11 protein-coding genes are annotated in these 19,425 nt (G+C 59.2%); 5 read left to right on the forward strand and 6 right to left on the reverse strand.

All coding sequences use genetic code 11. From position 1 onward, the window contains the following. Positions 1–7 precede the first annotated feature (7 nt). From AB4O22_RS22845 to AB4O22_RS22870, 6 genes are all read right to left on the reverse strand, one after another. Positions 8–1,042: a hypothetical protein gene (locus AB4O22_RS22845; protein WP_223470277.1), complete on the reverse strand. Its 1,035-nt coding sequence runs from the start codon at positions 1,040–1,042 to the stop codon at positions 8–10. Between the two features lie 125 nt (positions 1,043–1,167). Further along, positions 1,168–1,650 carry a DUF6985 domain-containing protein gene (locus AB4O22_RS22850; RefSeq protein ID WP_223470275.1) on the reverse strand — a complete coding sequence of 161 codons (483 nt, stop codon included), beginning with the start codon at positions 1,648–1,650 and terminating at the stop codon, positions 1,168–1,170. Then, entirely contained in the window at positions 1,647–10,937 is a 9,291-nt protein-coding gene (locus AB4O22_RS22855; protein WP_460097230.1) for a two-partner secretion domain-containing protein, read from the reverse strand. Before AB4O22_RS22855 ends, AB4O22_RS22850 begins: the two co-directional genes overlap by 4 nt. A 24-nt stretch (positions 10,938–10,961) precedes the next feature. Next, complete coding sequence (locus AB4O22_RS22860) at positions 10,962–12,668, reverse strand: ShlB/FhaC/HecB family hemolysin secretion/activation protein (protein WP_317846353.1); 1,707 nt, start codon at positions 12,666–12,668, stop codon at positions 10,962–10,964. Positions 12,669–12,843: 175 nt separating this feature from the next. Beyond that, positions 12,844–13,743 carry a proline iminopeptidase-family hydrolase gene (locus AB4O22_RS22865; RefSeq protein ID WP_460097232.1) on the reverse strand — a complete coding sequence of 300 codons (900 nt, stop codon included), beginning with the start codon at positions 13,741–13,743 and terminating at the stop codon, positions 12,844–12,846. A gap of 90 nt (positions 13,744–13,833) precedes the next feature. Next, on the reverse strand, positions 13,834–14,595 hold the full coding sequence (locus AB4O22_RS22870; RefSeq protein ID WP_003197595.1) for a LuxR family transcriptional regulator: 762 nt from the start codon (positions 14,593–14,595) through the stop codon (positions 13,834–13,836). 164 nt (positions 14,596–14,759) lie between these two features. Here AB4O22_RS22870 and AB4O22_RS22875 point away from each other — a divergent pair, with 164 nt between their 5' ends. Genes AB4O22_RS22875 through AB4O22_RS22895 form a run of 5 tightly spaced genes read left to right on the forward strand, consistent with a single transcriptional unit; the run spans position 14,760 to position 19,403 of the window. After that, entirely contained in the window at positions 14,760–15,647 is an 888-nt protein-coding gene (locus AB4O22_RS22875; protein ID WP_460097233.1) for a proline iminopeptidase-family hydrolase, read from the forward strand. A 3-nt stretch (positions 15,648–15,650) separates the two neighbouring features. After that, on the forward strand, positions 15,651–16,598 hold the full coding sequence (locus AB4O22_RS22880; RefSeq protein ID WP_003197591.1) for an ABC transporter permease: 948 nt from the start codon (positions 15,651–15,653) through the stop codon (positions 16,596–16,598). Beyond that, positions 16,595–17,452, forward strand: coding sequence for an ABC transporter permease (locus AB4O22_RS22885; RefSeq protein WP_460097234.1), 858 nt, complete (start codon positions 16,595–16,597; stop codon positions 17,450–17,452). Before AB4O22_RS22880 ends, AB4O22_RS22885 begins: the two co-directional genes overlap by 4 nt. Further along, the gene (locus tag AB4O22_RS22890) at positions 17,449–18,435 is read left to right on the forward strand and encodes an ABC transporter ATP-binding protein (protein ID WP_053161859.1); all 987 of its coding nucleotides are present in this window, start codon (positions 17,449–17,451) and stop codon (positions 18,433–18,435) included. The genes AB4O22_RS22885 and AB4O22_RS22890 overlap by 4 nt, the downstream gene beginning before the upstream one ends. Next, positions 18,432–19,403, forward strand: coding sequence for an ABC transporter ATP-binding protein (locus AB4O22_RS22895; RefSeq protein ID WP_460097236.1), 972 nt, complete (start codon positions 18,432–18,434; stop codon positions 19,401–19,403). Before AB4O22_RS22890 ends, AB4O22_RS22895 begins: the two co-directional genes overlap by 4 nt. Positions 19,404–19,425: the final 22 nt, after the last annotated feature.

The raw sequence follows: 19,425 nt of genomic DNA on the forward strand, positions 1-19,425 counted from the left end.
TCTTAAGTCAGAAACTGAAACGGTCCTCAAATACTGTCTGCCCCCCTATTCTGACGACACATTGCCGTGCCACCTCGACGGGTACTACCTTGCCTAAAACAGGCATCATGGCCTTGTAGAACACCTTGTCACAGGCTTCATCTTTACTAAACGGTTGGGCTCTGCCCTCAGCGTCCGCAGTAATGTGGCAGCCCGCTACTAAATCAGCTGGCAGGTCTTTAAAGGCGACAGGCTTTTGAGTAGTGCCCGCCTGCGCCTCGATCATTTCATTGCAACCACCGGTTACGGCCCCTTCCTTAACGGTTTTTACGAAAGCAACGCGCTCGTAATCGGTACCGCTGAAAACAGTCTGGTCGTTGACGCTAACGCGATACTGCGAAGGCTGGAGCATGATGGACTTGATGCAAAACTGTGTTGTGACCGGCTGATTATTCACCGAGGCCGTTGCCGACTTGCAGCCCGGGACAGCGTTGGCGAAGCCACCGCTTTGCGCGCTATCTACGACAGGAATACGCTCCTGAGGCTGCGTGATGTCATAGGCATGCAGTTCACAGCCTCCACCCACAAACTGGAGTTCCGCCAGATAAACCTTACCCTTCTCCGGTGTGAAAATGGTGCTGATCGGACCGCAACGATAGCCGCGGTTGATACTTTCGCCAGTGGCGTAACCCGATACCTCGAATGGCTGATCGGGATCAGCTTGCACTTCCAACTGAGGGAAATGCTTCAAGGTCGCGCTGTGGGCCGTTTCGTTGAGTTTGGCAATCCAGCCGAACACTTTGCCGCGACCGGAATCCACCACTGTCCCCTGCACATCCATACGCTGGTCTGGGTCCGTCGCTCGCCTGATTGCAAATTCCACAGGGACGACATTGCCCGTCGCTCTCATGATCACCTTGGCGTGCTGCGCATCGACGACAACCTTTTTCTGCTGGAATTGGATACCGTCGCGAAGCAGGTTAGGAGAAGAGTCCCGGACGTTGGATTTGCAGCCGGATAACGTCAGAATCAAGCCAAAAATTAGCAGCGTTGTTTTCTTCATGAATGCTCCAAGCGCATCATTGACGCTTAAAAAAGAAAAATGAAAAAAGGGGACAGATTTATTTAAGTACTTAGCAAAAAAATAAATCTGTCCCCTTTTTTTTGTCGCTTTTGCACCTTAGAACATCAACCTAGCAAGATATCCTGCGTATCTACGGTCTCCACGGAACCGTTAGTAATTAGAACACCCAGGCCAAGCTGAGGGTCGAAGGTCGCGTCAAAAATAAAACCAATTTGACGCGATCCTGCATCAAAAGGAGACATCACCTTAATACACCTCAGAGAAACCAAATCCTGCATATCATCAATCGCATTGACCTTGGGTGCTTTTATTTCAGCCTCATCAGCATCAAAGCTCTCTCGGTATTCATCAACCCTACAAAGGTAATAGCCAAACACTGCTTTCTCTACATCCGAAGAAATAGCAGTTTTATTTAAATTAAACTCTCTAAACGCAAGCCTCTGATCTTCAGAGATAGAAGCACCATCAAAAGTTTGAACAACAAGCATCACCTCATACGCCCTTCCAAAAATTAATATTTCACATACTCCTGTCCAAGCCCCGTCAAAGTGTAACTCACCAAAATCTTTATCTGATTTACCAATCATTTTTTAAGCGTCTCCAACAAAGTTCTCTCAGCGACCCCTCCCAGGTGACCATATTTTACACCAAAATCCATAGAGCCAACCTTTCCAGTATGGATAAACGATGGCACCAACTGTAGTGTCCGCATATCTTCAACCTCATGCCATGTATATTTCTGTTCTCTCATGAACCGAACCACATCCGCTTCTTTAACTCCCAACTCACTCGCCAGCATCTGGTTAGCAGCGCGAAAGTTAGAGTCTCGATTTGTAGATATCAAGCCAGGAAGTCTTACCTCTTGAACTGCAACTGGAGAGAAATCTGGGTAGCCATTTTTGTATGAGATACCATCAGGCAAGATAGTCTTTAACTCTGGATTATCGAACACAAAGTTTGATTCGCCTCTAACTCCTGACCACGCCCCTCCGTTGACTGGTGTTAATTTAATTCTGTCTTCATACCGACTGAGTTGAGGTACAAAAGGCCCCATCTCCACTGAGGCTGTATCGACGGCCCCAATTGTCGCTTTTGCACCGAAATTTTCCGCCCCTTTCTCAGCACCTCGATACACGAGAGCCAGATCTTGGCTAAGGCCACCAATCCGCCCCGCCGGAATCAACAGAAGCGAATCTTCCGCAGCCTGCTTCCCTAGCAGCTCGTCATAGGCTGTCGATCCTCCTTGCAAGCCGGCGAGATAGCCAAGTAGCTTTGTCTGATTACTTTTTTCTCGTGAACTGTCCCAATCAGCCCCAGCCAAAAACCCAAGCGTTCCATTTGCAACTTGAGAGCTGGTTCCGGGGAAGTCGTTCCAAAGCCCGTTCCCGAGCACGAGTAGACCTTTTCCAGCGTCGTAGAAGCCTGCCCCAACTCCGGCGCCAAAGGCAATCAAACCCAAGCCGGCCTGACCCAAGGTCGGTCCGCCAACACGTAAGTTTTTATCATAGTACCTAGTTTGCGCAATGACATCTGGGTTCGGATATCCAAACAGGTTCCCATTAACTAGATATTCGCCATTCTCCAAGGGATCATTGAATGAGCCAGGATGATTATTACGATAATTCTGAAGCAGCTCCTTTGTTTCATCAGCCGTATAATTTTTTGTATCATCGGCAAACTTAGGTACATCCCCGGATGCATCGTTGACAGCATACCGTCCAGCCAACGGTGCTAACGCCGCCCCCAGATATTCCAATGTCACGTCATCAAACTGACTATCAGTCCCACCAATCTTCTTGTTCCAATCTGCATCGGTATAAAACGCAAACGCCCGCGCCATCTGCTGCTCGGCCTCGGCCTGGGTGATGCCCAGGCGGGTAGCCAGCATCGGTGCTTGCTGCTCAATCAAGCGAGCTTCGGTGGGGTGGGCCTGGCGGTTGTATTTTTCTACGTTGCTCGCAATGGTCGCGCCGCTCGCCTGTGCGATGCCGCCTTTGCCTACCGCCGCCCCCAAACCTGCTGCCAGCAAGGCATTAAAGGCATCCCGGCTGTCGATACCGATACCGCCGTCTTTAAGCACTTTGTCCATGGCCGGCATGATTGTCGCCGAGGCTCCCGCGCTCAGCGCGCCCCCGGCGGCCGTGCCGCTGGATAAGCCTTGCGCAGCGCCGGCCAGGCTGTGGAGCAAGACGCGCGCAGCACCGCCCTCGCCCCATGTGGCCTGAAGCGTTTTGTCTTTCTGGCGCGTCGCCTCTGCCAACTGTTGGTCGGCGTAATCGCCAATTTTCTTATACGTGTCGGCGGCCGTGGTGTTCGCCACCAGCCCCACCGCCGTGGTGCCCCCAACGCTGCCCAGACCCGCCGCAATCAAGCCCGCGGCAATATCAGCCATGAAACGTTTGTCACCGCCCACGTCCCAGCTCTTGGCATCGGCGATTGCAGCATTGCGTTCTTGCTCGGTCGAAGCGTTTCGAGCTCTTTCACTAGCAGCCTGTTGCTGCGTACTGGCGACTTCGGAGATGACCGTCTTGGATAAGGCAACGGTGCTTTGGATCAGCTCGATCCGCTCCTCCATTGCCTTTTCATCTGGACGGTCCAACCGCGAATTGGCGTTGTCGGTGTCCCGGCTCAGCCCCACAAGATCATTGGCCCCTGCCGCATTGCGGACCGTGATCGTGCCTTCGCTGACAGCACTGCGCGTGGTGCTGTGGTCGGAATCCTTGAGCGACAGCGGAACGCTGCCACCAAAGGTGGTACCTGGCTTCAAGTCGCCATAACCACTGCCATAAGAGACGTTGAAGCCCGCAGACTGGCTCTTGATCTCACTGACGTTCTTGATGTCACTGACGATCAGCCTGTCCGTGCTCAAGCTGTTCTTATCGGCCGTGGCCTCGCTGGCAATCACCGAGCCTTGCAGCACGGTGTTCTTGCCCACGGTGATGTTGTAGCCGTCCTTGCCGGCGAACAGACCGCTTTGATCAGTCACCGCCTCGTACTTGCTGTTCATGTTGCTAGCGGCGATGTTGGCGGTCGCCGTCACCGTTTCGCCGTAACAGAACGGCGGTACACAGATGCTGGCGCCAAAGCCGCCGCTGGTTTGCTTGTTCTTGTGCTCGGACGTGTCTTGCCGCGAAGCGATGTTCAGGTCACCGCCAACCAATGCCTGGATGCTGTCGGCATGGATCTGTGCGCCAGCCAGGGTCGTGTCATTTCCGCTCTGCAGTTTCAGCGAGCCCGTATCCAGGGTGCTGTTGACCTGTGTGACGTCGTGACCGCTCCCCTTGCCTTTGGCGAGCTGGGCACCCAGGTCGAGGGTGAAACCGTTCTGCGAGCCGATGTTGAAGCTGGCCCCGATGGCGGTCTTGTTGTTGCTGCTATGGTTCTCACGATCTTCGGTGTTTTGTGCACTCTCGAACGTGATGTCGTTCTTGGCCAGCAGCAGCGTATCGGCCGCCTTCAGCTTACTACCGAGAACACGGATATCCCCGGCGGTCCCGGCAGCCTGGCCCGACGCAACGATCAGCAGGCTGCCGCCGCTGTTGACGGTGGTCTGCTTGGCGGTGGTGCTGTCGTATTGCATAGTGCTCTTGCTGTGGGTACTGGCCAGCTCCGTCCCGACCTTGAACACGGCACCACTACTATTTGGGCTGCCACTGGCGGCCGCAGCAAGATCGTCAACCCGATCGCCCATGCCGTTGAGCGCCATCAGGGCTTGTGCCCCCTTCACGGCTTTCAGACGACCATCATCGGCGTTCCGCGCAGCCTTCGCGTTGTCCCGGATGCTCTTCACCGTATCGACAATCGCCCCACCCACCACGCGCCCTACGGCGAGACCGCTGGATTTGTCCGTGCTGCTCTGGCTGGCACTTTCCATACCGGCAGCCAAGGTGACGTTGGAACCCGAGAGGTTGGTGTCCTTGGTACTGACCAAATCACTGGCCACCACACTCAACTCACGCCCAGCCGTAAGCGTTACATTGCCGGCACTGGAGCCAACTGTGCTGCCGGTAAGCGTGGTTTCTGTAGCCGTGCCGTTGTGCTTCTGACTGTTGATAAACAGATGCTGATTGCCCGTCATGTCATCCAGGCCCAGCTTGTTACCGGTCAGCACACCTGTCAGGTCGCGATTCTTTTCCTTGTGCATATCGGTGCGCGAAAAGGTGTTCTGCGCCGCATCGATGGTCAGGTCGCGCCCGGCCTGGACCGCCAAATCACCGGTACTGACCAGGGACGAGCCCGTCACTTTCACATCTTGGCCGCCCGCGACGGTGACCGTCTCGCCTGAGACCATGCTGCCCACGGCAGTCGTGCGTTTCTCGTCGACCTTGTCCTGGACTTTGCTCGACTTGAACCCGCCCCAACTGCTTTTGCTTTCCTTGCGCTCATGGCGGGCGCTGTCGGAGTCGGTCACGGCAAGAATCTGTACGTCCTTGCTTGCGACCAATTTCGTCGCGCCTTTCTCGGAAGTCACGGCGCTACCTGCCAACAGCAGGTTTTCACCCGCCACCAGCGTACTGTCGCCACCGGAACTGACCAGGCTGCCCACCTGGGTGGTGCTGTCCGTTTCATCCAGCCGGAATTTCTTCCCGGAAGAAGACTTCTTGGTCTTGCTGTAGAAGCTATAGTCCTGATCCGCAGCAGCCTTCAGGGCGAGGTTGTTACCCGCCACCAGGTACGCCTCATTCCCCGCGTTGACCGTACTCGCTACCAGCGTGAGATCCTGCCCCGCGCTCAGCGTCGCATCCCCGCCCGCCTTGAGCGTGGTGGACACCTGCTGGACATGATCCTCGATGCTCTTGACCTTCTTGCTCTGGCCATACGAATGCTGTTCATTCGCCGCGGGCCCCAAGGTCAAGTTCTTGGTAGCGACAATGGCCAAGTTCCGCTTGGCTTCGACCTGGCTGGCGATCACGTTGAGGTCACCGCCCGCAGCGGCCTGAAGATCACGCCCTACGGTTACACTGGAACCATGCTGGATGATGTTCGAATCACCATGATTGGCCCCCCGCGTATTGCTGTCCGATTGCTCGGCGGCGGTGATGTTCATATTTCGGGCAGCGCGCAATGTGGTGTCATTACCACTCTTGAGCACACCACCAACATTGGCGATATCCCGCCCAGCACCCGCGTTCAGGTCATGACTCGCCTCAATCCGCGCCGCACTGTCGGCAAATTCGCGTTGCTCAGTCTTGTAGCCAGTGCTGCTGGCATGCCGAGTGATGGTTCGCTCATTGGTCAAATCACCCGCCACGGCAACAACACTGACATCCCGCCCAGCAATAACCCCGCCAGCCCTGTTAGTCAGGTTATTACTCGCCAACGCATCCAGCCGACCACCCGCTTCCATCAACCCACTGTTGACCAAGCTGTCGCCCGCCGTCGCCCTCAGGTTGCTGGACGCACGCAAGGTGCCCGCATTGTTCAGGTTCTTACCCGCAATCAGGCTGACGTCTGAGCCCTGAATCAGCGCACCATTCGGCGCCAGACGATTATTGGCCTGGGCCAGATAAAGCACCGGCACCAGCACCTGTTGATTATTCACCGTCCGGTTTTCCATCCAGACGATGTCATGGGTCAGGGCCGCAACCTGTTCGGCGGTCAGGCTCACGCCCAGGGACAGGTTGAGACTGTCCTTGCTGGCGATGGCGTTGTTCATCAGGTACTTGAACATGCCGTCGTCGGAGTTCTGGCCGTCAAGGAAGCGTTGGCCGGTGCGGGCAATCACCGCCTGTTGGATCAGGCGTTGTTCGTAGAAGCCGTCGCCCAAACGCTTGGCGGCAACGTCGGGGTCGTAGCCCAGGTTCGTCAGCAGGTAATCGGAGCTCATGAACCGGCGCATGTCGGTCAGCGCCGGATTGGTCTCGATCAGGTATTTTTGCGGGTTGGCCTGGAACGAACGGTCTGGCAGGCCACGCACTTGCGTCAAGCCCGTGCTCTGGGTTGGCGTGGCCGAGCCGTCGCCGCTCATGCGGAACAGGCCGTTTTGCCCGGTGGGCAAGTCAAACCCCGGCAAGGTCAGCGGATCGACTTGTTGCTGGGTCAGGTTCGGGGGTAGTTGCCGATTGACGCTGATGCGGGTCGAGAAGGCGTTGTCAGCCTGGGTGTCGGTGCGCGGGCCGGCGCCAACGTAGTTGTAGCCGCCACGCACGACGCCGCTGTTGAGGTCGCCCTGGGTAGGAATGTCGACGGCACCACCGGCCTGGATAATCGCGGCATAGGTCTGGTTATCGGTAGTACTGGTCTGGGTGCGAAACTCCAGCAGCTCACGCTCGGTCATACCGATGAAGCGGCTCATCGCTGCTTCAAGGCCACCCAGGTCGTTGGCGTTGTAGCCCGGGCTCTGCAGCCAATATTTGTTGGTGAAGTCATTCGCGGCGACGCGCCAGCCACTCGGGTGGCGCGTGCGTTGGGACCTGAAGGTGCGCGAGGTTTCGGTCTCGCCAGTCTCGATGCCGATGTTGTTCAGGCTGACGAGGTTGGCGGTCAATGCACCGCCGACGCCGATGCTGCTGCTCCGGTTGGTCAGGGTGTCGCCCTGGATATTCAGGTTGCCGCCGGTGGTGATGCTGGAGGCAGCGCTGGCCGCGGTGACTTCGAACTTATCGCGCTGGATGATCTGCCAGACGTGGTTTTGCTTGGGACCGTCGCAATCACCTGGGACGCAGGCCACTTCCCTGATCGAGGCGGTGTAGATGCCTGCATCGTTGGTGGTCAAGATCTCGCGGACGTTGTCGATCGTGCTGGCCGCCAGGCGCATGTTGCCGTCGCTCTGCAGCGAGCCGGAGCTGTTGAGAATGCGGCTGGCACGCGTGCCGAGGCCGTCGCGATCGATGCTCAGATCACCCAGGCTGTAGATATCGGCATAGCGGTTGGTCAGGCTATTGACGCGCAGGCTGGTGTTGCCGCCGCTGAAGATCAATCCGTGCTCGTTGAGCAGGTCGTCGGTCGATACGCCGAGCGCGCCGGCACTGCCCAACGTGCCGTAGTTGTTGAGCGTGGCGGCCGTGACGCTCAGGCCCGCCGCCGAGGTCAGGCGACCGTAGCTGTTGAGGACGCCATCGACCACGACGGTTGTGTTGCCACCGCCAGCGATACTGCCGTTTTGCTCCAGACTGATCAGCGCGGCCTTGAGGCCCAAGGTGCCGAGACTGCTCAAGCGGCCGTTGCCTGTATAGGCGCCGGTCAGTTGCAGGTCGATCGCCCCATCGCTGCCGATCAGGCCGTCAACCCGCCAGTTGCTGCCGCGGCCCACCATGCTGTCGGTACTGAGCAGTTGGCCGGTAGCGGTCTGGGTCAATTGGTCGACATTCAGGACCAGGTGCCCGGCCTGGATCGCCGTGTTGTTGGTCCAGCGATCAGCCGTCACCGTCAGGTTGCCGTAAGTCACCAGCTGACCACCGGCCTGCCCCAGGTTGGCTTGGCTGATGCCGAACAATCCCAGGCCAGTGTGCAGCAGCTTGCCACCCACGTTCTGGACGCTGCCGGTGTTGAAGCCCACGTCATTACTGGCGGTTTCCAGGGTGCCGTCGTTGTTATCGAACAGACCACCGATCTTGAACACCGTGGTGCTGTTCTGGCCCAGGGTGCGCAGTTGGCCTTTCTGGTTGCTCAGGCTGGCGGCCAGAATGTCCTGGCTGTCCTGGCTTTCGATGATGCCGGCGTTGTTGTTCAGCGCACCCGAAAGGTCAAAGTCGATACCACTGGCGCTGACCTGCCCGCCGCCGCTGTTGTCCATGTCCCGGCCAGAGATCCAGACCTTGCCCGTGGCGTATATCCCGCCGTTGCGATTGTTGATATCCGCCGTCGCGTTGGTGACCACGACATCGCCGGCTTGCGCAGCGATGCGTCCGCCGTCGTTGAACAGCCCAGCCAAGGCTCGGATGCTGAGTCCTTGAGCCTGGATCGTGCCGCCCTGGCGATTCACGTCATAGCCATTTTTCAGCACGCCGATGGTGCGCGCCTCCAGCGCGGCCTTGACGCTGGACAGCACGCCGCCACGGTTGTCCAGGTTGGTGGCGAAGACACTCAGCTTGGCGTCCTTGGCGATGATGCTGCCGCCCTGGTTATCGATGTCGCCGGATACATCCACGGTGACCAGGCCCTCGCCTTGCAGCGTGCCCTTGGCGTTATTCAGGCTGGCGGCATCGAGCTCGACCTCGGCAGCACGGCTGGCGAGCAGGCCTTTATCGGCGTTGTTGACCGCGCCGGTGGCGCTGACCAGCAACTTGCCATTGGCGGCGACGGTGCCTTTGTTGCTGTTGTCCAGGCTGGCGGTGCGCACGGTCATGACGCCTTGGCTGGACAGTTCGCCGCCCCGGTTATTGATCGCGCCGGTGTTAGTGATGTCGAGATTTTTACCGGCCATGACCAGGCCGGTCAGGTTGTCCAGGCTGTCGAGGACCAGGGTCGCGCTGTTCAGGCTCGACAGTTCACCTGCATTGTTTTCCAAATGGCCCAGGTTGGCCGTCAGCAGGCCCTGGCTATTGATCAGGCCGCCCTGGCTGTTGAGGACTTGATCGGCGCTCAGGTGCAGTTCGGTGTTACCCAGGATCCGGCCTTTATTGCGGTTATCCACAACGTTGCCGGTGACGGTGGTCTTGCCCTGCCCACTGAGCGTGCCGCCCTGGTTGTTCAACGCTGCGGTGGTGGTGACATTCAGGTCGCGACTGGCGATGACGGTTTTGCCAGCGTTGTTCAACTGCTTGGCGGTGAGGGTGACATCACCCGTGGTATTGCGGCTGTTATCGGCGTTGACCCCGGCTTCGATAATGCCGTTGTTGCTCAGCGTGCCACCGCTCTCGAGGTGAATGCTGTCGCGCGCCACCAGGTTGTTCTGGCTGGTCAGGTCGCCCTGGGTCTTCACCCTCAGTCGGCTACCGGCGTACACCTGGCCGCGGGTTTCCAAGCTTTTGGCGTCGATGTCGACGGCACCGGCAGCCGCCGTCTGCGCCAGACTCAAATGCCCATTGGCATCCAGCTGAATATCCCCCCCACTGGCAACCATCTTGCCGTCCAGCTTCACCCCAACCCCGGCCTCGGTCCCCACCAGTTTGATCGCGCCAGCGTACATACCACCCAGCGCCGAAGAGTCGATCGCCAGCTCCGGTTTCGCACTGCCATCATCGGCCCGGGCAGTGGCGTTCAGGGTATTGGCATTAACGTCGTTGCGCCCGGCCACGATGGTCAGGTTCTTGGCCTGGATCTCGGCGTTGATCTTGGCGCTGCGAGTAATGATTTCGAAGCGGTCGACGTTGTTCGCGTTCAGGCCCGCGCCTTCAATGGCGACGCTGCCCTGGTCCACCTGATAGCGACCCACCTGGCCGTTTTCGATGATCGGCTTGCCCGTGGTCAGGGTCGCCTTTGGGGTATTGATAAACCCGCAGCCATTGCAGGTGATGCCGTAGGGGTTGGCGACGATGACATGGGCCGACTGCCCCGCCACTTCGGTGTAGCCGCGCAATTGGCTCGGGTTGCCGCCGTTGACTTCGTTGAGGATGACCTTCGCGGCCGTGCCCTGGAGGTTCGGGTTGCCGAGGATGATCCCACCCAGTTGCGTGGACTGGGCGGCGTTGGTGGCGTTGTTGAGGATCACGCCGTTGCTGCCGACGTTGTAGTCCTTGAACTGGTTGTGGGACAGGCCGCTGCCGTTGGGCTTGGCGATGTTGACCACCGGCACGCCATTGCCGGCCTGGCCGAGGCTGGTGCCCGGGGCGCTGACCACGATGCCGTCCGCCTGGGCCCACATCGGTTGCCAGAACATGACGTTGGCCAACAGGAACGCCAGGCCGCGCTTGGGCATGCCCCAGAAGGCGTCGCGGGTTTGCAGGGCAGCAGAAGGCTGGCGGGCCAGGAAGGCGTATTGGCGGTCGTCCATGAACAGGTCTCGTTACAGCAGAAATTAGATGGATACATCCACGCGGAAGTAGATCGGCGCTTCGCGCTCGGTCAGGGCATCCGGACGTTCCAGGGAATGGGCGAAGGTGACGCTGGCGCTCAGATGCTCACCGCGGGCGAACAACTCCAGCGAGTTGCTCGACATGCGCCCGTGCTGATCGCCGTTGTAGCGATTACCGCTAATCACGCCCTGGTCATAACCGAGGCTGGTGCCGTATTCGGCGAATACCGGGCGCAGCCATTCCAGGGTCACCGGGCGGCTCCAACGCAAGTCGTTGCGCCAGTAGCCGCCGCTGTCGCCGGACAATGTCTGGTCCTTGTAGCCACGAATCGACGACAGGCCGCCCAGGCTCATGCGCTGGGGGCTGAACAGCACGTCTTCGCTACGCTGGCCGGTCATCAGGCTGCTGAAGCTGAAGGACTCGCCGCCCAGCATGAAGGGCTGCAAATAGCTGAGGGTCGCGGTGTATTTGCGATAGCGCGCATCTGGCACTCCAGGGCCCGGCTCATGATCGCCCTGGGCATCGAGGGCACCGATACCTTGTTGCAGGCCCAAGTCGAGGTTGACGAAGGCATTGCCCACTCGCCGGCCATGGTTGATGCCGAACTGCGCCTCGCTGATGCGATTGCTGCTCTCGGCGAGCTTGCTGTCTTCGATGAAGTTGTTGGTACGCAAGTACGCCAGGCCAGTATTGAGGGAAGTCTTGCTCACCGCGTCGCGATGGACCACACGCTCCAGGCGCAGCTGATGGTTCTGGCTGTCGCCGCTCTGCTTGAAATTGAAGCCGTTGGCCTGGCCCAGCGCGCGGTACTCGCTCTGGCTGTAGGTGTAGCTCAGGTTCCACCAGCCAAACGGCAGGTTGTAATAGAGCATGCCGTTGCGCGAGGTTTTCTGGTGATCGCTGACGGCATCGTGGCCGCCGCGCAGGGCCAATTGGTCAGCCAGACCCAGGGGGCTGTCCCAGTCCAGGGAGGCGCCCCATTGCTGCTCGCCCGTGCTTTTCTGCCCATCGTTATGCCGTGACAGGCCGGCGCGCCAAGGTTTTTGTGGGGTGTTATTGACCCGCACTTCACTGCCGCCGATGTTTTGCCCCGGGGTCAGTTCCATTTGTGCACGGTTGGACGGCAAACGGTTCAGTTGATCGACCATCTGCTCGATCTCCCGCAAGTTGACCAAGTCGCCGGTCTTGCCGGGAAACGCCATCGCCAACTCGCGATCCGACAGCTTACTGTTCTCGGCACCTTTCAAGCCTTCCAGGCGGCCCTCAACGACCAGCACTTGCAGGTGACCGCTGGACAGGTCCTGTTGCGGCAAATAGGCGCGACTGGTGACTAGGCCTTTGTCGAGATAATGGTCGGTAATGACTTTGAGCAGCTCGTTCAGCTGCGGCACGCCCAGGCATTGGCCGATGTAGGGCTTGAGCAGGCGTTCGCGCTCCGCATCGGACAAAGCATCGGCGCCCTTGAGCTCGATGGTCTTGATCGGGAAGCAACGGGTATCGACAGGGGCCGTGGGCTGGGCCGGCTTCGCTTCCTTGCCGGGCAGGTCCTTGAGTTCTTCAAGGCGTCGGCGCTGCTCTTCGAGCAGCCGGTCCTGACGTTCACGGATCAGATCCGTGTCGCCGGGGGTTGGCGCGGCGACAGCAATGTTCATCGCCAAAAAACACAGCGACGCAACAACTAGCCTCGTCCCTAAGGCAAATACGGACATGTTCGATCCCTCGATACAGAAATGACAGCAGGCATGCACAGCAAAGCGCGCACACCAGACCCTGCATATCGCTTTCGGTTCAAGAGAGCGGGAATTTTCCACTCAAAAAAGAGACGCGTCTCACAGGACGCGTCGAGAAACACAACAAAAACGACGGCTCAGATTGCGCAGACGCCTACAAACACTCATCCAGGAAACTCACCACCGTTCCCATGCAAGCCATCCGCTCCTCGATATGGGGCATATGGCTGGAGTGTTCGAACAACGCCCAGCGAATGTCGGGAACATGATCCACATAGGGTTTGACCACCAACGGCGTCGCCTCATCGTATCGGCCTGAAACCAGCAGGGTCGGCACGCTGATCCGCGGCAAGCGATCAGTGATGGACCAGTCCTTCATGCTGCCGATCACATGGAATTCAGTGGGGCCATTCATGGCGTGATAAACCGTAGGATCGGCATCGATCTGGGCAAAAGTACGGGCGACTTCATCGGGCCAGGGCGTGACACGGCAGACATGGCGATCGTAGAAAACCCGAGCGGCCTCAAAATACTCGGCAGACGTCAAGGTTCCAGCCCGCTCGTGCTTGAGCAGTGTTTGCTGCACCTCAATGGGTAGAAGCTGGCGCAAGCGATTGACTTCAAGGAGCCAAGTGGACATGTCCGCCGGGGAGTTGGCGATGATCAACCCGCGCAAGCCCGCGGGCTGGAGCACCGCATGTTCGCTGGCCAACATGCCGCCCCAGGATTGCCCCAACAGTGCGTAATTGTCGCGAATGCCCAGATGATCCAGCAGGTTCTCCAACTCATCGAGAAAGAGCGCCACGTTCCAGAACGAGGGGTCTTTTTCCGGAAGATGGGTGGAACGCCCATTGCCCAGTTGGTCGTAATGAATCACCGGATAGCCACTGGTGGCTATATCCTTGAAGGCATCGACATAATCGTGTGTGCAGCCCGGGCCGCCATGCAGGATCAGCAGCGGCGTACGGCCACTGCTGAAATCGCCAGTGATGCGATACCAGGTCTGATACGGACCAAAAGGCGCAAAGCCTTCGTGCGTTACGGGAAAATCCATTTCGTGCCGCTCCCTAGGAATCCTGCGGCACACGATACCGGGGACTGACCGGCGGAATAACTAGAGAAACAGATAGGTTTTTGCCCGATTTCAGCTATCGAGCAACCGATAATGCACTGCCCTGACCACGGCCTGGACCCGGTTCCTGGCGCCGAGCTTATGCATTGCAGAAGTCAGGTGGAGGGTGATGGTGGCCAAGGAACGATTCAGTTGCCTGGCGATGTCCGCCGCCGTCAAGCCTTCAGCGGCCAATCTCAAGCACTCACGCTCGCGTTTGGTCAGGCGAACCGGGCATGCGCGGGCTTCCTTGCCGAGCAGCGGAAAAGCCGCCTCTTGCAGGGCATGGGAAATCAGGCTGAAGTCGCCCAGCGTTTGCCGGACATCCTGCAGGGTGCTCCCCTTCGTATCGGCGCGCAGCCCGGTCAATGTCGCAAAGCCGCCTTTGGGCAAATGCATCGGCACCGTCACGCCGCAGGTCATGCGCGAATCCTGCAGGTAGCTCACGACCGGTGCATGACTCTGGCCGATGAACGGCTGCAGCACCGTGTCGGCCTCCGGTCGATAGGACCAGACAAAAGGAGATATGGCATTGATTGCCAGATGCTGGACGGGGTCGATCTGGTAATAACCTTCTTCACACCAGAGCGAGTGCCAATCACGGGGAGTATTGCGCAACTTCAGCACAGTCGGGGTGATCAGTGCCCCATCATGATCCAGTGGCACCGGACTGTAGTCGTACACCAAGGCTTCAAAGCCTAACGCCTGGACCATCCCCAGGGTGTTATCCATCTGTTCGTCCAGGCTCCTGCCAGACAAAAGACGGGTATTGAAGTCAGACAGCTTGGCCTGCATCCATTCAGCTCCCTTATTAATTTCAATCCTGAAATCGTGCAAGTAGAATGCCACGCCTGAGCGAGGGAATGCCAGATCAAACCTATAAGAATTGCTAGCTTATGGGCGCGTAGCTTCCTCGGTAAGGTTTAGCCAACGGGCGGTACCTGAGCAGGAGAGCAATGATGTGGCGTGAGATCGAGCCAGACCAGCGGTACGACGTGGAAGTCGATGGTCATCCTCTGGTGGCCTATGGCTTTGGCGACGGCGACGAGGTGCTGTTGTGCCTCAATGGCGGCCCGGGATTGCCTTGCGATTATCTGCGTGACAGCCATGGCTGGCTCAAGGAAAAGGGCTTGCGGATCATCGCTTTCGATCAGTTGGGAACCGGCGCCTCGGCCAGGCCCACTGACGAATCCCTGTGGGACATCACCCGTTATGTGGCGGAGGTAGAGACCATCCGCCAAGCCCTCGACCTGGGCAAAGTGCACCTGCTGGGGCACTCCTGGGGTGGCTGGCTGGCGATCGAGTACGCCATTCATCATCCCCAAGCGCTGAAAACCCTGATCCTGGAAAATACCGCGGGCGATATCCCTCACCTGTCCCTGGAGCTGGAGCGTCTGCGGGCCGCCCTGGGCAGTGAGACCGTCGCGATGATGCAGCGCCATGAAGCCATGGGCACCCTGGATCATCCGCAATACCAGGCGGCCATCACCCTGCTCAACTATCGCCATGTCTGCCGTCTGGACGAGTGGCCAGCGCCGGTGACACGTTCCCTGGGCGACTGGAACATGGGGCCCTACATGACCATGCAGGGCCCCAACGAATTTCTCTATACCGGCAATCTCAAGGACTGGAATCGCATCGAGCAGATGGCCGGCTTCGAAATGCCCGTGCTGATCACCACCGGTCAACATGATGAACTGACGCCAGCCTGTGCAATGCGCATGAAAATGGCGCTCAAGGATGTACAACTGAATGTGTTCCCCAACAGCAGCCACATGCCCTTCTACGAAGAGCCCCACGCCTATTTCCCAGTCCTGCTGGATTTTCTGCACCGCCATCGGAACTAGCCCATGAACCTGGCGCGCTACCGTTTCATACTGTCGCGCCCGCTACAGCTATTGCCGGTGCTGTTTGGCATCAGCATGATCACCTTTGTGCTCGTGCGCTCAATCCCCGGGGACCCCGCCCGGGCCCTGCTGGGTTCGCGCAGCACGCCGGAGGCGCTGATCAGAATTCGTGCCCAGTACGGTCTCGACCAGCCCTTGTGGATGCAGTACTTCTACTTTCTCAAGAACCTGCTCAAAGGCGATCTCGGCCAATCGCTGCTCTACAAAGTCGATGCCTTGAAGCTGATCAGTACCCGCATTGAGCCTACCCTGTTCCTGGTGCTCGGCAGCGTACTGCTGGCGCTGCTGATTGCCGTGCCACTGGCAACGGTGGCGGCGCGCAACAAGGGCGGTTGGCAGGATCACCTGATTCGCCTGTTCACCACGGCAGGGCTCGGCATGCCGGCGTTCTGGCTAGGCATCATGTTGATCCTGCTGCTCAGTGTGCAGTTAGGGCTGTTCCCGGTCTCAGGCTATGGACGTACAGGGTGGGACAAACTGCATCACATGGTCTTGCCGTGCCTGACCATTGCCTTGGCGCTCTCCGCCGTGCTGGTGCGCAATCTGCGCGCCAGCATGCTCATGGAGCTACAAGCCGATCATGCCACTGCCGCACGGGCCCGGGGCTTGTCCGAGCGGGCGATATTTCGTCGGCATGTGCTGCCCAACTCCCTGGTACCGGCGGTCAACCTGCTGGCGGTGAACATCGGCTGGTTGATCAGCGGCACGGTGGTCATCGAAAGTCTGTTTGCCATTCCCGGCATCGGCCAATTGCTGGTACGCGGCATCTTTACCCGCGACTACATGGTGGTCCAAGGCGTGGCCATGGTGCTGGCCCTCGCCACCGTCACGGTCAATTTCCTCGCCGATGTGCTGACTGTGATGATCGATCCGCGGGTGAACATGCGATGAGCGGCCAGGCCCTCAGTCCCACCTGGCGTCTTGCGCTGCGTTTGGGCTTGCGCAACCGGCGCCTGGCCACCGTGCTGGGCCTGGCGATTCTGTTTGGCTGGCTGTTGCTCGCACTCTTCGCACCCTGGGTCGCGCCCTTCGATCCGATTGCCCAGAACACCGATATCCGCCTGCTGGGGCCGAGCCTGGCCCATCCGTTCGGCACGGACAATTTCGGCCGCGACGTTCTTTCCCGAGTGATCTGGGGCGCACGCATCGACTTGCAGATTTCCGTGATCGGGGTGGTTTTCCCATTCTTGATCGGCACTTGCGTCGGCGCCTTGGCCGGCTATATCGGTGGCCGGTTCGACACGATCTGCATGCGCCTGATCGATATTATTCTGGCCTTCCCCTTCCTGGTGCTGATGTTGGCAATCATGGCCATCCTCGGCCCCGGCCTGGGCAGCTTTTATATTGCGATGGCTTTGGTGGGTTGGGTGTCCTATGCACGGCTGATCCGTTCGCAGATTCTGGTACTCAAGGAAAGCGATTTCGCCTTGGCGGCGAAAAGCCTGGGCTTCGGTCATGGACGCATTCTGTTTCGGCACCTGTTGCCCAATGCCATGTTCGGTTCGATCGTGTTTGCCATGTCCGACGCGGTGCTGGTACTGCTCAATGGGGCGGCGGTCAGCTACCTCGGCCTGGGGGTCCAGCCACCCACCGCCGAGTGGGGCACGATGGTCGCCGAGGGCCAGAGTTTTATCACCAACGCCTGGTGGATCTGCACCTTCCCGGGACTGGCGATCGTCACCCTGGCCATGGGCTTCAGTCTGCTGGCCGACGGTGTCGCCGAGCACCTCGGAGAGCGCCCATGAGCACACCGGTGTTGCACGTCGAGGACCTCAGCGTGATCGCCGGCCACGGTGAGGGCGAAGTCACGCTGGTGGATCGTGTGTCATTTGACTTGGCCGAAGGCGAAATCCTCGGTCTGGTGGGTGAAAGCGGCTCAGGCAAGACGATGGCCTGCCGGGCCTTGATGCGCTTGCTGCCCTCTGCAAACCTCCGCGTCCAGGGCAAGGCCGTGCGCCTTGCCGGTGAGGACCTGCTGTCGCTGGATGAAGCCGGCATGCGGGGCATACGGGGTCGGCGGCTGGGGATGATTTTTCAGAATCCCGGCAGTCATCTTGACCCGTTGATGCGTATCGGCGAACAGATCGGCGAGGGCATACGCCTGCATCAGGGGGCGTCCAAACGTGAAGCACGGGCGAAGGCCATTGATGTGTTACGCCAGGTGGGCATTCCCGATCCGCTAAGGCGGGTCGACAGTTATCCCCATGAGTTTTCCGGTGGCATGCGTCAACGTGCCATGATCGCCGTGGCGTTGGGTTGCAACCCCCAGGTGCTGATCGCCGATGAGCCGACCACCGCCCTGGATGTCACGGTACAGGCACAGATCCTGCGCCTGCTCCTGGATTTGCGCGACCAGCGTGGGCTGTCAATCATCATGATCACCCACGACCTGGGGATCGTCGCCCAGACCTGTGATTCCATCGCGGTGATGTACGCCGGTCGGCTCTGCGAGCACGGCAACAAGCTTGATTTGCTGGCTCATCCAAGACATCCCTATACGGCGGCCCTGATCGACTGCCAACCGGCGACCAGCGCCGGCCATGCCATGCTCAAGACCATCGCCGGCCAGCCTCCTCTGCTGGATGCGCTGCCCACCGGTTGCCGCTTCAATCCACGCTGCCTTCAGCAGGGCAGCCAGTGCACGCGGCTGTTGCCACAGATGCAAATCACGACCGAGGCACACCGAGTCGCCTGCCATTACCCGCTGCCGGTGGGAGCTTCGTCATGACCCTGCTGCACGTTAAGGATCTACAGGTGCGCTTCGCCGCCCCTGGCAGTGGTCCGTTCGGAATCAACCGGCAATGGGTGAAAGCCGTCAACGGTGTGTCGCTGAGTCTGGCCACCGGGGAGGTGCTTGGGTTGGTGGGTGAGTCGGGCAGCGGCAAGAGCACCCTGGGTCGGGCCATCTTGCGCCTCACTGAGGTCAGCGCCGGACAAATCCTGTTCGATGGCGTGGATATGGCTCAAGGCAAGCGGATCGACATCGAGCGACTGCGCCACGAAACCGCGATGATTTTCCAGGATCCTTATACCGCCCTCAATCCGCGAATGAGCATCGGCGACACCCTGGCTGAAGTGTTGCGAGTGCGCTGTGCGATCCCTGCACCGCTGATTCGCCAGCGGGTCGATGAACTGCTGAACCTGGTCGGCCTGCGACCGGAGCTGGCCCACCGCAAGCCAGGTTCATTGAGTGGCGGTCAATGCCAGCGTGTGGGGATCGCTCGGGCACTGGCCATCGAGCCGCGGTTGATCATCGCCGATGAATGCGTGGCCGCGCTGGACGTTTCCATCCAGGGACAGATCATCAACCTGCTGCTGGAACTGCGACAGCGCATGAACCTGGCGATTCTGTTCATTGCTCACGACCTGGCGATCGTTCGGCGGTTATGTGATCGGGTCGCCGTGATGTACCTCGGCGAGATCGTCGAGCAAGGCCCCACGGAGGCCGTGTTCAGCAGCCCTCGGCATCCTTATACCGTCGCGCTGATCCAGTCCATTCCACACATCGACCCGACTCGACCGTTGCTGGGCGACCCCCTGCCTGGCGAGCCACCCAGCCCCCTGAACCTTCCATCCGGCTGCGCTTTTCACCCGCGCTGCCGGTATGCACAACCCATCTGCGCGAAAACGCCGCCCCCCATCCATGACATCAATGGACATCGTTATAGCTGTGTGCTCGGAGAGCCATTGCTCTAAAAAACATTCATCAATAGGGAGT

This window comes from Pseudomonas sp. S3_B11 (assembly GCF_054667715.1).